This is a genomic window from Vibrio sp. L3-7 (assembly GCF_963898195.1).
Lineage (GTDB): Bacteria > Pseudomonadota > Gammaproteobacteria > Enterobacterales > Vibrionaceae > Vibrio > Vibrio echinoideorum.
Window position 1 is genome coordinate 75673 of record NZ_CAWQUW010000001.1, and the last position, 20062, is coordinate 95734.

The 20062-nt window shown below is 42.5% G+C and carries 20 protein-coding genes; 9 read left to right on the plus strand and 11 right to left on the minus strand.

Annotation, left to right across the window (positions count from 1 at the left end; translation table 11 throughout):
- Positions 1 to 42: 42 nt before the first annotated feature.
- From AACW75_RS00370 to AACW75_RS00385, 4 genes are all read right to left on the minus strand, one after another.
- Positions 43 to 2499 (minus strand): carboxypeptidase-like regulatory domain-containing protein, encoded by a 2457-nt coding sequence (locus tag AACW75_RS00370; RefSeq protein WP_135454848.1) that lies wholly within the window; start codon positions 2497 to 2499, stop codon positions 43 to 45.
- A gap of 128 nt (positions 2500 to 2627) precedes the next feature.
- On the minus strand, positions 2628 to 3338 hold the full coding sequence (locus AACW75_RS00375) for a fimbrial biogenesis chaperone (protein ID WP_135454849.1): 711 nt from the start codon (positions 3336 to 3338) through the stop codon (positions 2628 to 2630).
- On the minus strand, positions 3335 to 3772 hold the full coding sequence (locus AACW75_RS00380) for a DUF4402 domain-containing protein (RefSeq protein ID WP_135454851.1): 438 nt from the start codon (positions 3770 to 3772) through the stop codon (positions 3335 to 3337). Before AACW75_RS00380 ends, AACW75_RS00375 begins: the two co-directional genes overlap by 4 nt.
- Before the next feature lie 53 nt (positions 3773 to 3825).
- Positions 3826 to 4260 carry a DUF4402 domain-containing protein gene (locus tag AACW75_RS00385; protein WP_017075116.1) on the minus strand — a complete coding sequence of 145 codons (435 nt, stop codon included), beginning with the start codon at positions 4258 to 4260 and terminating at the stop codon, positions 3826 to 3828.
- 1068 nt (positions 4261 to 5328) lie between these two features.
- Here AACW75_RS00385 and sbcB point away from each other — a divergent pair.
- The 5 genes from sbcB (at position 5329) to purT (ending at position 10531) form a co-directional block, all read left to right on the plus strand.
- On the plus strand, positions 5329 to 6753 hold the full coding sequence (gene sbcB, locus AACW75_RS00390; RefSeq protein WP_135454853.1) for an exodeoxyribonuclease I: 1425 nt from the start codon (positions 5329 to 5331) through the stop codon (positions 6751 to 6753).
- A 25-nt stretch (positions 6754 to 6778) separates the two neighbouring features.
- A complete protein-coding gene (locus AACW75_RS00395; protein ID WP_135454856.1) occupies positions 6779 to 7150 on the plus strand; it encodes a CidA/LrgA family protein in 372 nt (123 codons plus the stop codon).
- A gap of 2 nt (positions 7151 to 7152) precedes the next feature.
- Positions 7153 to 7830 (plus strand): LrgB family protein, encoded by a 678-nt coding sequence (locus AACW75_RS00400; protein ID WP_237297352.1) that lies wholly within the window; start codon positions 7153 to 7155, stop codon positions 7828 to 7830.
- Positions 7831 to 8300: 470 nt separating this feature from the next.
- A complete protein-coding gene (cdd, locus tag AACW75_RS00405; RefSeq protein WP_017075119.1) occupies positions 8301 to 9188 on the plus strand; it encodes a cytidine deaminase in 888 nt (295 codons plus the stop codon).
- A 167-nt stretch (positions 9189 to 9355) separates the two neighbouring features.
- Entirely contained in the window at positions 9356 to 10531 is a 1176-nt protein-coding gene (purT, locus tag AACW75_RS00410) for a formate-dependent phosphoribosylglycinamide formyltransferase (RefSeq protein WP_135454857.1), read from the plus strand.
- 201 nt (positions 10532 to 10732) lie between these two features.
- Here purT and AACW75_RS00415 read toward each other — a convergent pair whose 3' ends face one another.
- Entirely contained in the window at positions 10733 to 11386 is a 654-nt protein-coding gene (locus tag AACW75_RS00415; RefSeq protein WP_135454861.1) for a thiopurine S-methyltransferase, read from the minus strand.
- A gap of 323 nt (positions 11387 to 11709) precedes the next feature.
- On the opposite strand from AACW75_RS00415, the gene AACW75_RS00420 reads away from it, so the two are divergent.
- Entirely contained in the window at positions 11710 to 12486 is a 777-nt protein-coding gene (locus AACW75_RS00420; protein WP_017075122.1) for a RelA/SpoT domain-containing protein, read from the plus strand.
- Between the two features lie 218 nt (positions 12487 to 12704).
- Here the strand turns inward: AACW75_RS00420 and AACW75_RS00425 are convergent, their stop codons facing one another.
- The 6 genes from AACW75_RS00425 to AACW75_RS00450 form a co-directional block, all read right to left on the minus strand.
- Complete coding sequence (locus AACW75_RS00425) at positions 12705 to 13142, minus strand: c-type cytochrome (RefSeq protein ID WP_135454863.1); 438 nt, start codon at positions 13140 to 13142, stop codon at positions 12705 to 12707.
- Entirely contained in the window at positions 13142 to 13594 is a 453-nt protein-coding gene (locus tag AACW75_RS00430; protein WP_237297379.1) for a cytochrome C, read from the minus strand. The genes AACW75_RS00425 and AACW75_RS00430 overlap by 1 nt, the downstream gene beginning before the upstream one ends.
- Positions 13595 to 13611: 17 nt before the next feature.
- Positions 13612 to 14838 (minus strand): sulfite oxidase, encoded by a 1227-nt coding sequence (locus tag AACW75_RS00435; RefSeq protein ID WP_145568276.1) that lies wholly within the window; start codon positions 14836 to 14838, stop codon positions 13612 to 13614.
- Positions 14835 to 15059, minus strand: a complete 225-nt coding sequence (locus AACW75_RS00440) for a c-type cytochrome (RefSeq protein ID WP_372195664.1) — start codon at positions 15057 to 15059, stop codon at positions 14835 to 14837. The genes AACW75_RS00435 and AACW75_RS00440 overlap by 4 nt, the downstream gene beginning before the upstream one ends.
- Positions 15060 to 15497: 438 nt before the next feature.
- On the minus strand, positions 15498 to 15794 hold the full coding sequence (gene ihfA, locus AACW75_RS00445; RefSeq protein WP_004734853.1) for an integration host factor subunit alpha: 297 nt from the start codon (positions 15792 to 15794) through the stop codon (positions 15498 to 15500).
- 476 nt (positions 15795 to 16270) lie between these two features.
- Positions 16271 to 17002, minus strand: coding sequence for an SDR family NAD(P)-dependent oxidoreductase (locus AACW75_RS00450; protein WP_135454867.1), 732 nt, complete (start codon positions 17000 to 17002; stop codon positions 16271 to 16273).
- A gap of 128 nt (positions 17003 to 17130) precedes the next feature.
- Here AACW75_RS00450 and AACW75_RS00455 point away from each other — a divergent pair, with 128 nt between their 5' ends.
- From AACW75_RS00455 to AACW75_RS00465, 3 genes are all read left to right on the plus strand, one after another.
- Positions 17131 to 17889 carry a helix-turn-helix domain-containing protein gene (locus AACW75_RS00455; protein ID WP_135454869.1) on the plus strand — a complete coding sequence of 253 codons (759 nt, stop codon included), beginning with the start codon at positions 17131 to 17133 and terminating at the stop codon, positions 17887 to 17889.
- A 194-nt stretch (positions 17890 to 18083) separates the two neighbouring features.
- Positions 18084 to 18581, plus strand: coding sequence for a Fur family transcriptional regulator (locus AACW75_RS00460; protein WP_237297353.1), 498 nt, complete (start codon positions 18084 to 18086; stop codon positions 18579 to 18581).
- Positions 18582 to 18641: 60 nt separating this feature from the next.
- Positions 18642 to 20027: a dihydroorotase gene (locus AACW75_RS00465; RefSeq protein ID WP_145568274.1), complete on the plus strand. Its 1386-nt coding sequence runs from the start codon at positions 18642 to 18644 to the stop codon at positions 20025 to 20027.
- Positions 20028 to 20062: the final 35 nt, after the last annotated feature.

The window sequence follows — 20062 nt, forward strand, 5'->3', positions numbered from 1 at the left end:
GATGATTAAGCAAGGTATGTAAATTAAACAGACTAAGCAGGCCTAATACACTTTATGAAAATCGATAAGGTTAAAGGTTAGGTCGCTTACCCAAAAATCCCCGTCCAAATCGGCACCTTGTACGTATCGTTTATCCCCCATTTCTAAGGTGATAATGTATTTCCCGGCGATGAGCCCTTCAACCATATAGAAACCATCGCTTTCGATCTCACTCGAATACTCGGTGCCTTTTTGTATGTGCTTAAAGTGCAAATAGGCATTGTCTTCTAATGTACCTTCAAGCGTACCATCGACACCAAAAGAGACCACCATTTCAATATGAGCATGAGTCAGGCCTACTTGCTTGGTATTCACAAACACAGGGTTTTGAATTGGCGTCAGGTTTAAGTCGAGCGCGCCTTCATCTATATAAATAGGTAGATTATCTCTGGCAGGAACACTGGTGAATTCAAATCGACCTTTCGAGTCACTGACAGCTCGCTGATCGAGTATTTGTAGGCTAACACCGGCTATAGGCTGTTTATGGTGATCGTAAACAAGCCCAGTTAGCTTTGAATGATTGTACTTATTCCACTCAACAAACTCTCCGATGTTCTCATCAAAATAGGTTTTCGCGCCAAATTCAGTGGTCATTTCTACGCCGTATCTGTCTTCATTTCCTTCTAACTTGAACACGAAATAAGGATTCACACGTGCTTCTACCGAAGCAGTAAACGAGATATCCTGCTTTTGATATCGGGCTGATACGTTAGTGGTGAGTTCTTGGAAAACATTAAGCGGATCCAATACACATTCTTTGCAGGCATTCCTTAGAGAGAGTTCTGTGCGTTCATGGTGACCAGAGCCATTGACCGTTCCTGACACATTCCACGACGTGTCTGAAAAACCACTTTTGGCTAAACCAATGGTGTGTAAATAGTCATCTTGATGAGAAGTCTTGGTGTAGCGATAATCACCTGAATATGAGAGAAACAGATTGCGCGAGACCTTGGAATTCAGTTTCGGCTCAACACTCAATTCATCTTCGTCGTTTCTCACGGTTAGAAATGCCGTAATGTTGGCAAGAGACAGATTATATTTGAACACATCGTATTCCATCGACTCCAAATCCAACTCGTCAGTTTTATTGAGTTCAATAGAGGCAGACTGGTCGCTGCCCAGCAAAACATCAAACTCCATTGGAAAACGATTAAAGTCCGGGAGCCAACCAATATGGCCAGCAAACCAATGCGCTGGTAAGTATCGTCCCTGCAAGCCGATAAGATCTTTTCCATCTTGCCTAATAAAAGCACTGCCCACCGTGAAGTAATCAGCCAAACCATATTCCAGTGACACTGCACCCGCTCGGTCGGCTCCTTCGTTACCAACCACTTCAACGCCCCACTCATTACTAGGCAAGAATGCATCTTCTAAACCCGCGACCGTAATCTCTTCTTCTCTCCACACACCTTTGGACAAGTAATAGCGGAACTTAATGGTGTCGCCAGGGGAAATATTGTCTTCTTCGACAACAAAACGTCCAAATTCATCGGAGCGATAGGTGTTTTGATATATACCATTTACCAGTACATCGACACTGATATTAGGTTGCGTTGTGCGCTCCAGTTGCAGATTACCAAACTCCAACTGACGCTTTCGGTTAGTGTAGTAAAGGCCATCTTCTAAGGTTTGATTGACGGTAAAAACACTGCCATCCAACAACACATGCCCTACTTCTAATGAGCCTTCGCCGTCATGCGCTTCTACCGCGATGTTGTAATAAACGATGGGGTTTTGTTCGCGAGTATCGATGGATAACCGAGACAGGGAATTTTCGGTCGTTAGTATGGTGTCAGAGATAGCGTAAATGTCGGCGCCCGTCTCACTGTCTTGATAAACAGAGGTTGCCAATCGAGTCGCTAACCCCACGCTAGCCAGTGGCTCAATCGCAGAGGTATTGCCAGCCTGTTTTAAGTCTTCTGCTTTTTGTCGAGATTCACTCTTTATCTTAGAGATAACCGCTTCGAGTTCAGTCAAGGAACTGAATTCAGGCGTGACCGTGAGCCGATAATCATCGATATCCCAACGGACTTTGGCCGGAATACAGGCTTGCAAGCTATACCAATGAATATAGGTTTCCGAGTCAATCACTTCATATTTGATTGTCTGGATATTGTTGTCATCGCGATAACAAATGGCTTGCTGAGTGTCCACGATATACGGCGGCGATTCTCTCCCTACATCTTGTGGCAAGTAGATTTCACAGTATCCGCTTTCATCACACTGGCCATTCATTTCTAACAAATAAAAAGCCGCATTGGAGATCGAGATAAACGGCTCTTCGTAGTCATCCATCATAACGCGATAAAAACTGTCACCCACTCTCCCCACTCGAACCTCAATGTGCGCTGGATAAAGTTCGCTTGCCTCATCAATGGATTCTGAATGTACCCCAAAAGACAACAAAGACAGAGATATAGGGAGCGACAAGAGAGCTTGCCAAACCGAGCGTTTGAACATTCTGTTTTACACAGTTCGCTATTGCGACGCGGCAGTTGCTTGTACTGGTATTAACCGTACAAATGTCAAAAGCGCAGATGTAAACAGCACAAACGTTAACAGCATATGCGGTGACAAGAGTGCAGGCATTACAAAATGCATTCGTGCAGTGGTTGATCGTTTTGAAGTAAAGACACCTTAGACCCTCTAGGGAACTGCTTCGTTAGTTCAGCATTACGCAGCAACACCACTTTTTCGCTGTGATCATCAACATTCAACTTGGCATTGAACTGAAAGTTACCATCATTGCGAATGGTAAGACTCTGGTTGTCGCAGGCAAACTTCACATCTTGTATCTGCTTACCTTTCTGAACATAAACAGGCACGTAGCTGTTTATATGAAAATTAAGTTGGAATGCTGACCCATTATTAGATTGATCCTTAGCCGACAAATTCACTTCTGATAACTCTCTCGCCTTTGCGATAGGAGAAAACCACAAGTAAGCACGGTATTCGCCGTCTGGCATGTCATCGGGTAGCGCATTCATACGTAAACGAACCGTACGTCTTTGATTAGGTTTTAGTTCTCGAATGATGGGTGGTGACACCTTGATCCAATTGGCGATATTTTCAGATTCCGCCACATTCGAATCGGTTCGTACCAATCCAGTTGCTTTGATTGGACGATAGATCGGTTTAATCTCAAGACGAATGGGTTGATCAGAATTGTTTTCAACCACGATTTTTTCCGTCACAGACGTGTCAGCGTCTAAAACAAAACGAGTTGGCGCGATAAGGAGTTGGGCATGGGCTTGAACGGTGAAAAGTAAGCCGAGAACACATGAGATAAACAACTTCATTTATAATTAACCTCAAAAGGGATAGTACTGGTGTAAGTGCCAGCAGGATGATTAGCGCCAATTTTCACTTTTGCACCAATACACAGTAATTTGCTTCTTCCGTTACTTTGGATTTTTGCTCTACCTCGTTTTGATAAGCCACAACCAAAATAAAACTTTCTAATACGGAGACGTTTGGATTTACGAGAATGGTTGAGATATTGCTTAGACGGAAGAGAGACCACAATTTTTTTGCCTGGTTCTCCTTCAGCGTAAAAACGCACCACATGAATCTGACTATTGGCCGGATTAGCATCTGCATTTTGTCCCGATCCAGAGATATACATACCCGGAAATTTCACTTCCATATTTTCAGGAACAATTTCTAGAGCATGAAATGGGCTTGAATAAATAATTAAACCGATATAGGCAGCGTATTTTAAAAAAACGTTCATAGTAATAACGGCTGCTAAATAACAGCCGTAGATATTAGACTTGTTTTATATAATTACTGGTAAGTGACATCAACTGCAACGTTTGCAGTATATGTACCAGCAACTAATGTCGCACTTGAAGTACGAGCAGTACCGCCAATTTTAAGATCCGCAGAACCACCTGTTAGAGTGATCGCGTTATTAAAGTCAAATTCAGCTGCAATTGTATTTGCGCCGTTAGCCAAGTTTGTATCAGAAATACTAACGGTTACTGCATCACCAGACTCTCCAGAAAGAGTAAACGCCGCAGCTCCTGCATCAGCTTGAGCGATAACAACATCCGTTGTGTTGTCTGAAGTGATGATACCAAAATCAAGATCACTTGTTTTTGTCATCGTAATTGCTTGTTTTACTTCTAGTGTTGCATCAAAAGTGTCACTTACAGCGAAAGCGCTCGCAGAAGAGATAGAAAGTGCAGATACAGCAACAACCTTAAAGACTTTGTTCATTTCTTTAATCCTTTATATAAAATTGGCTTTATTATTAGAGTCACTTAATCGTCAATCAGAGTTAACAATTAAGTAACAACAATCCTATTTAGAAAATATATATATTGACACTTATTTATAAACAAATGAGGCGCAGTGAGAATAAGATCACTAAAATTGATACAAATAACATTAGTGAAATTAGTGTTATTCAATCATCTGTATTAATTATATATAAAACTCGTTTTACATATAATTCCCTGCTTTTTATAAGTTAATATTCTTATAGAAATAAAGCGATTTACCTTATAAAAGACTAATAAAACTTAAATAACCATGAATTAGTTAGGACTAATAAATCAAGAATCGGTATTTACATATTATTATATAGATCATCATGCTGCAATAAAGTCTCAATAATGAAACACGCAATCACTAATTCTATTTTGTAATAAAAATGAAATATATACCCTTTTAAAAATCACTAAAACACTGAAGAAAAAATTAAATATTAGCGGTGTAATCATTCAATTAATGACAAATAAATGGACGTAAAACCTCACATTCTAATTAAACTAAGGTGATTATTTGGTATCTACACTCAATACCAATACCTAATGTCACAACACTTAGCTTGAGCCGGGGTCAAACGCTAAAGCAATAGCGGTATCATTTGTGGGCAATGCCCTTTGTAAAGCAAGGTTCAAACCAAATCAGATTAGTATCTCTCCCCCACCCCTTCTCTCTGCCTTCCTTCGAACTTCAGCACGCAAGTTCAGGTTATGCCTTGATACTTCGCGATTAATAACTCGCCGAATTGCAGTCGACAACTTGATGTACCGTTATCGTCAAGCTGTTATCGCTATGCCGACAGTTAACGCCAAGTAAGCAATTGATGGGTTCACGTGTTAATAAATGACCAAAATTGCACTCAAAACTCAGTGCAGCGACGTGATCGAATAGGAATGCACCGTTTTACTGTAATTTATTTGTGATCTGGGTTGCACGCGTACCGCATCCTATCAGATACTGAACAAAACTAACCTTCAGCCACAGTAGACGGTCTTCGCTTACTGTTCAGGAAATTCAATGAGTTCAGATAATCAGCCAACCTATTTCTTTTTCGATTACGAAACATGGGGCGTCAGCCCAGCGAAAGATCGCCCGAGTCAGTTCGCCGGTGTTCGTACCGACCAAGATTTCAACGTTATCGGAGAGCCATTGGTTATCTATTGCCAACCTCCTGCTGATTACTTACCTGCACCTGAAGCTGCACTAATTACTCGCATCACACCTCAAAAAGCAATGTCTCAAGGCTTACCTGAACCTGAATTTATCGCGAAGATCCACGCAGAGCTTGCTAAACCGAACACGACTAGCCTTGGCTACAACAGCATTCGATTCGATGACGAAGTAACACGCTACACCTGTTACCGTAACTTCATCGATCCATATGCATGGAGCTGGCAAAACGGCAACTCTCGTTGGGATTTACTCGACGTAATGCGCGCGGTACATGCACTTCGCCCTGAAGGCATTGCTTGGCCTGAAAATGAAGAAGGTTACCCAAGTTTTAAACTGGAACACCTATCAGTGGCAAATGGCATTGAACACGAAAACGCGCACGATGCGATGGCCGATGTTATTGCTACCATTGAATTAGCGAAGAAGTTGAAAGCTGCACAGCCTAAAATGTTTGACTACCTTTACAGCATGCGTCACAAACGTAAATTGAATGAGTTAGTCGACATCGTAAACATGACGCCTTTAATGCATGTTTCGGGTATGTTTGGTCGCGATTGTAATTACACGAGCTGGATTGTGCCTATGGCTTGGCACCCTACCAACCAAAATGCGGTTATCGTTATCGACTTAGCCAAAGACCCTAGCCCATTGCTAGAGCTTGATGCAGATGCCCTTCGTGAAAGGCTCTACACTAAGCGCAGTGAGCTGGGCGAAGATGAGCTTCCCGTACCCATCAAACTCGTCCAATTGAACAAGTGCCCTATTCTTGCGCCAGCGAAAACCCTAACGGCTGAAAATGCGGAAACTATTGGTATCGATCGTCAACAGTGCTTAAAGAACTTAGCGCTATTACGTGAACATCCAGAGATCCGCGAAAAACTGATCGGTTTGTATTCACAAGAACGCAAGTACGAGAAAAGCGACGACGTAGACACTCACCTTTACGACGGCTTCTTCTCACCAGGCGACAAAACCGCAATGGACATCATTCGTGAAACTGACCCAAATAACTTAGCAGCGTTAGACATCACTTTTGGCGACGAACGTATTAAACCTTTGTTGTTCCGTTACCGCGCTCGACATTTCCCGTGGACGTTAGACGAAGCTGAACAACTGAAATGGGCTAACCACTGTCGTGAGTTTTACGAAAGCCGTCTGGAAGAGTACATGCTGAATCTAGAGAACCTCGCACACGAACATGAAAGTGACGAGAAGAAAATGGCTATCTTAAAAGCGGTTTATCAATACGTAGAAAAGCTAGCGAGCTAAATTCATTATCAAGAGATGTGACACTTTGAAAGAAAGATTGATCAAACTCGTTTACTGCTTAATCTCCTTCACCTTAATTATAGGTGCACTCACAGCAGGTAACGCGTTACAGCACTTATTGGATACCTCAATCCCAGGCAGTATTTTTGGCATGTTGATTTTGTTTGCTGCCATGGTGGTTGGTATTGTTCCTGAGCACTGGGTACAGCCCGGTGCAAGCTTGATTATTCGTTTAATGATCTTATTGTTTGTCCCTATCAGTGTCGGACTCATGGATCATTTTGACATGCTTATCGCGAATGCATTACCCATTATGGCAAGTGCCGTTGGTGGTACGCTGATCGTGCTAGTTTCTTTATCATGGTTTTTAGACCGCTTGCTTTCGAGAGGTCAATAATCATGTGGATTCTACTGACTATTGTAGTGTTCTTGTTTGCTCGTTGGGTAAGCCAAAAAGTTAATTCGCCGTTTTGTAATCCTCTGCTCATCAGTATTGGCATCATCATTCCAATTCTGTTGTTTTTCAAAGTACCTTTTGAAACCTATTACGCAGACAACACTTGGATTACCTACATGCTTCAACCTGCGGTAGTGGCACTTGCCTTCCCTTTATATGAGCAGTTACCTCAAATCAGATCCAACTGGCGCATCATCACGTTTGCTTGCACGCTAGGCAGTGTGATGTCTCTGACCACAACCGCACTGATCGCCGTGGCTTTTAAAGCGGATTTAAGTTTGATCGCGAGTTTGTTGGGTAAGTCGGTCACCACACCGATCGCGATGGAAGTCTCAAGCCATTTAGGTGGCGAAGCGGCAATTGCCGCGATTCTGGTACTTATTGTCGGTTTGTTCGGAGCAATTTTTGCTTACCCTATCTACAATTTGATCGGTATTAAGAGCCCTATCGCACGAGGTTTAACCATGGGCACAGTATCGCATGCTTTGGGAACGGCAACTTGCGCTGAAAAGAACCCACAAGATGCGGCATTCAGTTCCCTAGCTTTAGTACTTTGTGGCGTAATTACCTCGATTATTGCACCGACCATATTTTCTATCGTGGTTTGGATCTACGCTTAAGCTAGTAACTAGCAACTAATAGCTAATAGCTAATAGCTAATAGCTAATAACTAATAACTAATAACTAATAACTAATAACTAACAGCTTACGTTAATGGCCTACAATTTCAGTTAATGGCTGCAGCTTAACCTAATGGTTTACAACTTCAGCTAATGGCTTCAGTTTAAGCTAATAGACTGGGACTTAAGCTTTAAAAACACCCAATGAGCCCAAGCGAAACTCTGAGCATTTCAGTGTCTGTTTGGGCTTTTTGTTCTCATTTGTTCATCAATTTCCAGCTAAACGCACCCAATTTCAGACAGCAAATGCGATATCAAGGGCAGTTTTTGTCCTTGCAATCGATTTCATCTGTGACCTCACTCTAATTATGCAAACCAATGTAACAGCAACAATACAATGGTGATCATTATCACAGAAAAATCCTGAGTATTGCATAGAATTAAAGCCTAAGGTCAATTAAGGATTCAACATGAACAGTCGTATTACCCTGGCGCTGGAAAGTGCTCCAACATCAATGAAAGCGCTTTTGAGTGACATCGTATTAGCAGACAACTTTGACGCCACTATTTCTAAAGAGCAGTTTCAAAGCTTACTGGATGCAAGCGGCCTTTCTGATAAAGAAGCTCGCCTAGCTTTACTGCCAATCGCAGCAGCATACTCTTATGCACCGCTTTCTGAATTCTATGTTGGTGCCATCGTGCGTGGTCTATCTGGTCGCCTGTACTTCGGTGCAAACTTGGAAATTGCAGGTGCACAACTTGGTCAAACAGTTCATGCTGAACAATCAGCCATCAGCCACGCTTGGATGAAAGGTGAAGAAGGCCTTTCTGATATCACGATCAACTTCAGCCCTTGTGGTCACTGTCGCCAATTCATGAACGAACTGACGACGGCAAAAGAACTTAAAGTTCAATTACCACAGCGTGATGAAATGTCACTGCAAGAATACTTACCAGACTCTTTCGGCCCTGCTGATTTGGGTATCACTACTGGCCTAATGACTAAGCTGGATCACCAGTACACGTCAGAAGAAACCAGCCCTGTTGTGGTAAGCGCACTAACAGCATTAAACCGTAGCCATGCGCCATATACTAAAAATCTAAGTGGCGTTTCGCTACAACTGACAACGGGTGAAATCTTTACGGGTGCATACGCAGAAAACGCGGCATTCAACCCGAGCCTACCGCCACTACAAGTCGCGCTTGTTCAACTTAAACTGGCTGGCTTCGATTTCGAACAGATCGAAAACGCTGCCTTAGTTGAAATTGCCGATGGTAGCATCAGTCACCTAGCCGATACTCAGTCTACGTTAGAAGCGATTAACCCCGATATTCCAGTGACTTACTTAGCAATTTAAGTACATGTAGTTAACAATATTTTAAATAAGCAGCTCTAATTTATAGAGCTGCTTTTTTTGTGCTTCTAATTCACGCCACAAACCGCGCAAACGTTTGCTTTTATCATTCAAATAAGTATGATCACCCCGTTTTCAATCAATCGTTCAAAAGATCGGAAGGAATTTCTATGTTTGGTACCGCTACTCGTGAAAATGCTACTCGTGTACTTCTATTAGGTTCAGGTGAACTCGGTAAAGAAGTTGCTATTGAGTGCCAACGTTTAGGTTTAGAAGTTATTGCATGTGACCGTTACGCTGATGCACCCGCTATGCAAGTCGCACATCGTAGCCATGTATTAGACATGTTGGATGGCGATGCACTACAAGCTGTCATTGAACTAGAAAAACCAGATTATGTGGTTCCAGAAATCGAAGCTATTGCCACCAGCAAGTTGGTAGAGATGGAAGCACAAGGCCTAAATGTAGTGCCTACGGCTAACGCGACTAAGTTAACGATGAACCGCGAAGGTATCCGTCGTCTAGCCGCAGAAGAGTTAAAACTGAGCACGTCTCCATACCGCTTTGCTGACACATTTGAAGACTTCGCTGCCGCTGTTGAATTCGTGGGCATGCCTTGCGTTGTTAAGCCAGTAATGAGTTCATCAGGCAAAGGCCAAAGCGTAATAAAAACACAAGACGATATTCAGAAGTCTTGGGATTACGCACAGGAAGGCGGTCGTACTGGCGCTGGTCGTGTAATCGTTGAAGGCTTTATCGATTTTGATTACGAAATCACGCTTCTAACCGTTCGCGCTGTTGATGGCGTTCACTTCTGTGCACCTATCGGTCACCGCCAAGAAGACGGTGATTACCGTGAATCATGGCAGCCTCAAGTGATGTCAGACAACGCACTTAAAACGGCGCAATACACCGCAGAACAAGTGGTTAATGCACTAGGTGGTCACGGTATCTTTGGTGTTGAACTGTTTGTTAAAGGCGATCACGTTATCTTCAACGAAGTATCCCCTCGCCCACACGATACTGGCTTAGTGACTCTGATGTCTCAAGACTCATCGGAATTCGCACTGCACGTTCGTGCTTTTACCGGGATGCCGATCAAATCAATTACTCAGTATGGCCCATGTGCATCTGCGGTTATTCTAGGCCAAGGCACTTCAACCAACATTCGTTTTGAAGGTCTTACAGAGGCGCTAGACGCACCACAAACTCAAGTTCGCTTGTTTGGCAAGCCTGACATCGATGGTCGTCGCCGCCTTGGTGTGGCGCTTACTCGTCGCAGCAGTACAGAAACAGCAATTGAAGATGCGATTGAAAGTGCGTCAAAAGTAAAAGTGATTTACTAGCTGTTAATTACCATTTTCTAGCTAATGACTACTAGACTACTAATTGGCAACGACTAACTCAGAATTGAACAATTACGGTTTCACACCTAAACAATCATGTATTCAAATCTGAACAATAAAAAGACGGGCTACTGAGCCCGTTTTTTTATTGTTATCATCTTTTATATTGAAAGGATCTTTTCGCTTGAGAGCTAACTGAGCTTACGCTTCAGATTCAATCAAATACACTTCTTCACTAAATCGAGACAAGCCTTTCTTCGCAATCTTAGGGTGTTTATCGTTTGCGATATCTTGATTCAACAGCGTGATCTTATAACCTGCGAACAACTGATCAATCTCTAGTTTAGGTACGCTAAACGGAGGCCCCGCCATCTCGCTTTGATCGTAATCTAGCGTCACAAGTAAAATCTTGCCGCCTGGCTTTAACCGTTGCTTTAGGCGTTCTATATATTGCACGCGCATCTCAGCAGGCAAAGCAACCAAAGAGGCACGATCATAGATAATATCGACAGGTCGAATCGGCGCTGAGAAGTAATCGCCAGTGTAAACACTCAGCTCATCGAATTGATAAAGCTCATGTTGGCCACTAATCCGAGTCACGGTCGGTGTATATAAATGCTCAGAGAAAAATGCTCGAACCGCGATCTGGCTTAATTCGACACCTTGAACGTCTTCATGCTTCGTCGCTAACCAAATCAGATCTTCACTCTTACCACATAGAGGCACGAACACACTCTTCTCGTAGCTAGGCTCAGTCTTTTTCCAAAATTCAATCAGAAGTGGGTTCACATCTTCAAGGTGGAAGCCAATTTGGTTGGCTGCCCATTTATTGTGCCAAAATTCAGGATTATTCATCTTTCGTTCATGTTAAACAGTCATAATGCAAGGGTACAGTATAGAAAGGTAAGAGCAACCTTACCTTGGTTTAAAGTTCGCCTTGCTCCCGCTAAAAGTTAAACACTGGCTGAGTTCAAAATTCTTAAAACCGGGGAACAAACGCTTGAATTATTTGTCTATATGTTCACATTTTAAAGCAATATTAAACGTTAGAGTTGGTTTCTGCCTTAGCTAACCCCATTTAATATGTAGTGAGTTTAGTTAAGCTGTTTTTACTCTTGTGCGTTACTGGTTACCCCTTTTGACTACCCGTTTTTGTAACCTTGTATTTTGGAGTTTGAATGAGTGTATTTCTCCGTACGACGGCCCTAATGCTTTTAGTATTGAGCCGAGCGCCTGCATTCGCAGCAGCACCTGTTTCAACAAGTTCAACTGATCAATCGCGCACTCCTGCGCAGAATCAAGTATCGTCAAACGTATTCCGTCACAGCCTAAGCGGCCTATACGGTATCAAAGCATTCGACTCACGTCCGACTCAGCCCTACACCGACTTCGACATTCTGTACAGCAAAGCGCACCAAGGCCAAGCTGAACTAGAAACTATCTGTAAAAGTACTGCCCTACTAACGAATTCTGAAGCGCTATTTGCTGGCGTTAAGTCTCAATCTCGTGCAGAAGAGAAAATCGAATTGGAACTGGATGGCGATGTCACAAGAATTACCGACTTAGCTCGTGCCACTATCATCGCAAATGATGTAGAGAGCTTGGTTGAAGTCTACGAAGCGCTAAGTCGCGAAGCAGACGTAGTGAAATTGAAAAACAAATTCAAATCTCCTGCTGATTCTGGCTACCGTGACCTTAACCTATTGGTTCGTTTGCCTAAGACCAACATCATTGCTGAGGTTCAACTTCACCTTAAAGCGATTGCAGATGTGAAAAGTGGTCCTGAACACGAACTGTATGAAATCATTCAAGGTATTGAGCGTCATGCCATTGCAGAAAAACGCCCAATCAACGATATCGAGGCGGCGCAAATCAATAGCCTTAGACGCCAATCTCTAGAGCTATACCAACAAGCATGGCAGCCGTACATCACTACTCACATTAAAGCGGCGTAAACTGTTTAGAACATAACTCAACACAAAATCAAAGGGCTGCATTAATTGCAGCCCTTTCTTGTCATTCTTACTCAAGCCAATCAATGCGCTAGTCTTGTTACTCAAATCTCTTACTAATCTACTTATCTACTTATCTACTTATCTACTTATCTACTTATCTACTTATCTACTTATCTACTTATCTACTTATCTACTTATGGCAGCCTACTGCTAGAGACCTATTGTTGAGAATATTCTTTAGACCGATTGTATAAATCCAACGGTTTCAAAGTACTGTAAAACTCCGCCGCGTCTTGAAGATCTTTATCCGATAACGATTTTACGACCGACTGCATGTACAAGTCTTGTCGACCATCACTCTTAAAATCACGCAGTTGTTTGAGAATATAACTCGCCTTTTGCCCTTTTATATTTGGGTAAGATTGAACGAAAGGAATAATTTTGTCGCCATGACATTGGCTACAAAGATTTTGAACCAATTTTTCACCAGCGGCCAAGTTTGGTAGGTAGGGTTCTGTTTCCTCCACCTTCACTTCAATCGTCGGAATGACATTTGTGCTCGCTTTAGGTGGTTCATCAGAGCACGCAGAAAGCGACATTGCGGCAATGGCAGGCGCCAAGAATATAGACAGCAATTTGAATGAATTTATCGTCATTACTGCTCTCCCGGCATCGGTGGCATTAACGTGCTATCAATAGGCTTACGGCGATACTTATTCATATCGATACCTTTTTCTTGATAATACGTACTCAAATAATCCAGTACCGGATCCCACGTATCTGAGAGATCCCACAAGCCTTGCGTGTCGACCATCCATTGGATGGTTTCTCGCCATTGCTCTCTGTTTCCGCTATTTTGAGCAACAATTAAACTGGTATGGCAAGCATTGCATTGACCATTAACAATCTCCCACCCCGGCGCCATAATCAAACCTGAAGCTTTATCGACACCGTAATATTCTTCCGGATTTTCAGGGACTTCATTAGCATGAACAAGCATCGACGTTAACAAACTGCACACCAATGCAGCTCTCATTATTCCTTTGCGATAACCGAGCTTTTCTCCATAACTAGCATTGGTGTGATTAAATTTTTCATGGATAAGCATCTGGGCAATAGACTTCATTACGACACTCTTACCGCAATACGATGACAGCCATTAAACAGATAACCTTTGGGATTCCATTGCGGTTGAACAACAGGTTGGCTGTCCCCCTCGCTATCCGTCGCTTTCGCCCAGATTTCGTAGTAGCCCGCCATAGGAAGATCAAGATCTGCTTCCCATTGTTGCCAAGCCCCTTTATTTACGGGCTTATTCAATTTGGCATCGTGCCAAGTCGTACCATAGTCGTAACTGACTTGCAGTTTCTCCACACTTCTCAATCCAGCCCAAGCGTGACCACTTACCGTCACCTTTTTGCCGAGTGAAAACTCAGTCCCGCTCTTTGGTGAAGTAATTAACGATTTGACGATCATCTCTTCAATAATTCTAAAATCTTTGTTATCGACCTTCTCACCCGGCGCTATCGGATGTTTTGGTACTTGATAAGCAGGTGCCGCCATTTTGTGACCGTCATGGATCTTGTTGCGAATACTAATACCCGTCGCACACTTTTGAGATACCGATGCAGGGCGTCCGCCAAATACCGTTCGCAGAGGATAACCATGAAGATATGGAATAGGCTCTCCATTCATTTCCCATGCAATTAAAGCGTTGTCGTTCATCGCAGCCGCAATAGGTACACCACGCGAGATGGCCTCTCCTTTGCCGCTTAAGTGTTTGTCAAATCCATGGTTACCCACATAGACAGCATCGCCTTTGATCCCACAGTCTTTAAGAACATCACTGAGCAAAACACCCGTCCATTGGGAACAGTAAACACCTGCATTGTTCCACTGATTGCCCTTTGTACTTGGGTAGAAATTATTGCGGCTATTACCACCACACTCTAAAACAAGGCTTTGAGTATGATGTTTGAACTTCGACTTCAGCTCTGCAATCGTATACGTTTTACTTTGTTTTACTGACTCGCCTTTGACTTCAAAAGTCCAAGTTTCTGGATGCATTGCGTTAAAATCTGGCATCAGACCATTCCAACGAACAAAAGGCACATCTGCTGGTGTTACTGCCGGAGCAAGCATACTTTCTGGCGGGTAAGCATTCAGAGGGTTGGTATTCAAAACGGTGTAGTAATCAGGCAGATCTTCTGCTTTCGCCCACGTCAACGCATTTACATCAACAGCATCCAAACCTTCAGGGCGGTTCGCAGCAAATACCCAAGAAACTGGCAATGCAGAAACTGCGGTTGCCGTCATTGCAGCTTTAAGAAACTGTCTTCTATCTAAACTCATTGCGGTGACCCTTTATGATTCAGTTTGTAAAAGTAATCGGCTAATTTCTCGATGTCTTCGTCAGATAATAGCTGCGCGACTTTTGACATCGTTTGATCGGTGCGTTTTCCACTTTTAAAATCTGACAATTGCTCAGTCAAATAGACTTTGTTTTGCCATTTCAAGTTGGGAATAGAAGGAAATGATGTGTCGTCAGTGCTGCCATGACACGCGATACACATGTTGGCAATTTGTTGGTATTCAGCTGCGTTACCAATAATCGGTAATAAGAGTAACACCCAAGTGATAGCGGCTTTTCGCACAGCCCCTCCCTAGATCCAGATCAATAAATTAGCTTGATCGATTATTAATTGGGCGCATTACAGCAAAAAGATTTAGGTATTTATATTCAATTATAATTAACGACTGTTCAGTTTATTTGAACGCTAGATCGAAAAATAAACACTTAAATTGACAGTGAGAATTAGAAAGAGTTAGGTATGTGTTTTGATAATGAATTGAGGGGGCACTAACCGAAAAGTCACTAATGAATCTAATGGCTAAGGATAGATATAGATATAGAGATAGAGATAGAGATAAAGATAGAGGAAACAGTTTTAGCGTAGTTTAAAAGCCCATCAGAAACAAAAAGACCACGCTAGGCGTGGTCTATTGCTTGGCTACTTCTCGATTTTAATATTCTCGACTCGGGCCTTTAATTTTTGTCCCGGTCTAAAAGTAACAACACGTCGAGCAGAAATTGGAATGTCTTCACCAGTTTTCGGGTTACGACCTGGTCGCTCGTTTTTCTCGCGAAGATCAAAGTTACCAAAACCAGACAGTTTTACCTGTTCGCCATTTTCGAGTGCTTTACGAACTTCTTCGAAAAACACTTCAACCGTTTCCTTGGCATCCCGCTTGCTGTATCCGAGTGTTTCAAACAGGTTCTCAGCCAAATCGGCCTTCGTGAGTGCCATAAAACTTTCCTCAAAGCTATGTTAAACATTGCTACCATCGCCAGTAGCGCCAAAGCATTTACCCTATTCAATCAATGAGATAAGGTCATTTACAAGGAAAGTGTATGCCAAGCTTCTGATTTTCGCCAACTTTTTTATCTCAACTATTGAATTATTCTTTCAAATCAGAAAGATAACTCTCTTCGAATTTTACATATATGCTAAAAAACATCTACTTAACGGCCGCCAAATAGAGTTATAAACCATAAATGGCCTAATAAATAGAATTTAAAACTTTAGTTTTCTAAATATTAATTTCTGAGACTTTTCTCCTATATCTAATAAAATCAGCCACTTGATTTGATATCGAACTCAACAGAGGTTACTTAATAACCGTTATTAAATATGAGATTTGTATCATTTCAGAATTTAATTCGAATCGACATGAATAGTTTATGTCGACATAGCTTATGCCAACATAGTTTATGCCGACATCGCTAATATTGAACATGGCTAGTCGATGCTCCATCAACATACCAGTTAGCCCCCGAGACAAAACTCGCAACAGGGCTTGAAATAAAGGTGACTACATTGGCTACTTCTTCAGGGGTGGCTAAGCGACCCATTGGGTTTCTATCGATAACTTTCTGGAAAGTGTCCGGTGCTTCACGCTTACACCGCCCCCATAAACCATCAGCAATATATGTGTCTCCAGGCGAAACAGTATTAACTCTCACCTTACGAACGTAGGTCAAAGACAAGGATTTCATATAATGGGCAAGCGCGGCTTTCCCTGCTCCATAAGCATTGGCGTTACAAACTGTATATCCACTCGCTTTCGACCCAATATAGGTAATTGCAGCGTAACGCGACTCAAGCAATTTAGGTAAAACTAACGCAATGCCCTGTTGCGTGGCTGCAATGTCTTTTTGTAGAACATCTTCCCATTCATCAGAGAGTGCACTTACATTGGGAACAAAAATATCGATATTCGGAATTGACTCGATCCAAGCTTTCATTTGTACCAAATCATGAACATCGACCACTTTTCCGACAACTTGCTTTGACGCCTTTCCGAGTTGTTTAAGCAGCTTATCTATCCGATGTTGAGAACGGCCACAGAACCAAACATTCGCCCCTTCGTTAGCAAAGCCTTCAACTATTTTCGCCCCAATTCCACTAGAACCTCCAGTGACAACAACATTGATATTCCCTAACCTTAAATTCATCGCAACCTCTCAAATAGTATTGACTACCGAAAGGAAGTATCAAAAAAGATCGCTTATATTTCAAAGGGAATAATAAAAGTGACACTTTATGCTACCTTAGGTGTATGAAATAGCGATGGTATAGAGTAATGGACGCACTTGACGACGAAATTTGCACAACAATCAAACGCCATTTAAAAAAGGCAGGTATCTCTTATAAAGAAGTTTCAGAATTCACAGAATTTTCCGAAATAAGCATTAAACGATTGCTGAACGGCCATCAATCGCTCTCTATTTTGAAGTTACAAAAGATATGTCAACTAATTCAGCTTCCTCTATCAGCCATTATCACAGAAGCAGAAGAAGCATTAGCCTCGGTATCACTATTTACGGATGAGCAAGATGCAGCCTTCTGTAAAGAGCCGCCGTTATTTACTATTTTCCAAGATATTGTAAATGAAGGAGCAAACGCTCAACAGTTAATGGCCAGTTATGATTTAAACGAACCATCACTGCATATCTACCTCAGGAAACTTGAACAGTTAAAACTAATAACGATGTTATCTGACTTAAAATTCCACGTCATTGTGCCCACAAATACAGCTTTCTCTGAACAAGCGCAATTTAGCGTCACGTTCAAAAACCAAGTCATAGATGCATTAAAACAGGCCGTGCAATATATCGATGCACGTAACAAACAGGCTTACTTTATTACTGCCAGGCTTAGGCTGACCGAAGACGAATTTAAAGAATATAACGCTAAGCTTGAGGAGTTAATGTTAAAAACACTAAAGATTAGTCAGTCGCATAACCGAATGACTGAAGGAGTCAACGACTATGCCATTGTCGACATGGGCGCCAAGGGTATTTTCCACCCAACACTCAAAGCGCCAGTAAATTTGGTTTAAAAATTTCAGCATGCTCATTATTCCGTAAACCCTCGCCATGATTGCTTGGCGAGTCTTTTCATTACCTACCTCAGCCAAAACTAATATTCATCACCCTGAGTATTTATCCTCGACACCACAAAGAAAAAGTACGTTTCACACCTCAACTTGATATGTTATAACATATCAATATTATTATTAATTATGTAGATTGAATGAGAGACATTGAAGCGATCATTGAGCACGTAAAACAAGGCTGCAAAGCCAATGGCCAACAATTTACGGCAAAAAGACGATTGATATTGCGGGCATTGGTTCACACCGACAAAGCGTTGTCTGCGTATGAACTCGTTGATTATTGTAAAGAGCATTTTGACCAAAATGTTCAAGCGATGTCGGTTTATCGAGTGTTGGATTTTCTTGAACAGCAACACTTAGCGCACAAGCTACAAGTGTCCAACAAGTACATACTTTGCGACCATATTCTTTGCGAACATGAACACGGGATCCCTCAATTTTTGATTTGCTCTAAATGCGACAAGATCAGTGAGCAGACTATCAACCCTACCATTATTCAAGATCTTCAATCCCATGCAAAACAGGAAGGTTTTACCGTGGTCACGCCTCAACTAGAGATCAGTTGCGTGTGCGATGAATGTGGTGATGCAGAGGAACCCAGTACCAATACCAATACCAATACCAATAAAAGTTAACCCTTATCTCTTATACATATCTACTGCATAGAACGAACCAAAAGGAGAAATTGAAACGTTATGTCTGCAATGCTCATCAAAAATGCCCGCGTGGTTAATGAAGGCATCACCACCGAGACGGACTTATTAATCGTCGGCCAACGAATTGAACGGATCGCCAAGAACATAGCCCCAACACCAGACGATGAAATCATTGATGCCCAAGGTTGTTATCTGATTCCGGGAATGATTGATGACCAAGTTCACTTTCGCGAACCGGGGCTTACCCATAAAGGCTCAATCGCCACAGAGTCACGAGCTGCGGTTGCAGGCGGTATCACGAGTTATATGGAGATGCCGAACGTAAACCCTGCTACCACAACCATTGAAGCCTTAGAACGAAAATTTGAAATCGCATCACAAAGCTCACTTGCAAATTACTCATTTTATCTTGGGGCGACTGAAGACAATCTAGAACAGATCAAGCAACTCAACCCAGAACGACATTGTGGTGTAAAGGTGTTTATGGGCGCTTCAACGGGCGACCTGTTAGTTGAAGATCCTCAAGCGCTCAATGCCATCTTTCGTGATTCTCCCGTCCTTATTGTCACCCATTGCGAAAGCGGGCCGGTGATCGCTCAAAACCAAGAGCAATTAAGAAAAGAGAAAGACGTTTTCACGATTGAAGACCACCCTATTCTTCGAGACGACAAAGCTTGTTATGACTCTTCTTCTTACGCGATTGAACTAGCCAAAAAACACAACAGTCAACTTCATGTGCTGCACATCACGACAGCCAAAGAACTGGCTCTGTTTGACGAAGGGTCAATTCAAGACAAACGTATTACGGCAGAAGCTTGTGTGCACCATTTGTGGTTCACCAACAAAGACTACGCCGTCTTAGGAAACCAAATCAAATGTAATCCTGCCATTAAATATCCAAATGATCGCGACGCGCTGTTAGCGGCATTAAGCACCGGCCAAATCGACATCATCGCCACTGATCACGCTCCACATACATGGGATGAAAAACAAGTTCCTTATGAGCAAGCACCGGCTGGCTTACCCTTAGTACAACACGCCCTGCTGAGCCTATTTGACCATGTGCGATTGGGCACAATGACCGTCGCTCAAGTTGTCGAGAAAACCGCGCATAATCCGTCTATTCGTTATGCGATACAAAAGCGCGGCTTTATTCGCGAAGGCTATTACGCCGACCTAGTCTTGGTTGATCCGCAAGCTCCAACTTTGGTCAGCAACGAAAGCAGCTTGTATCAATGTGGGTGGTCACCATTCGCAAGACACCAATTCTCTGCTCAGATTAAGCATACATGGGTAAACGGAACCAAGGTGTATAGCAATCCAGAGTCAACAGACAACAATACACATACCACTCATGTACATGTACCAAATGAGACTCCAAACGAAATGCCAACTTCAGCAATGAGGCTGTCATTCAAACGCTAATCCAGCTGTCTACCCATCAACATAAAGAAATCAAT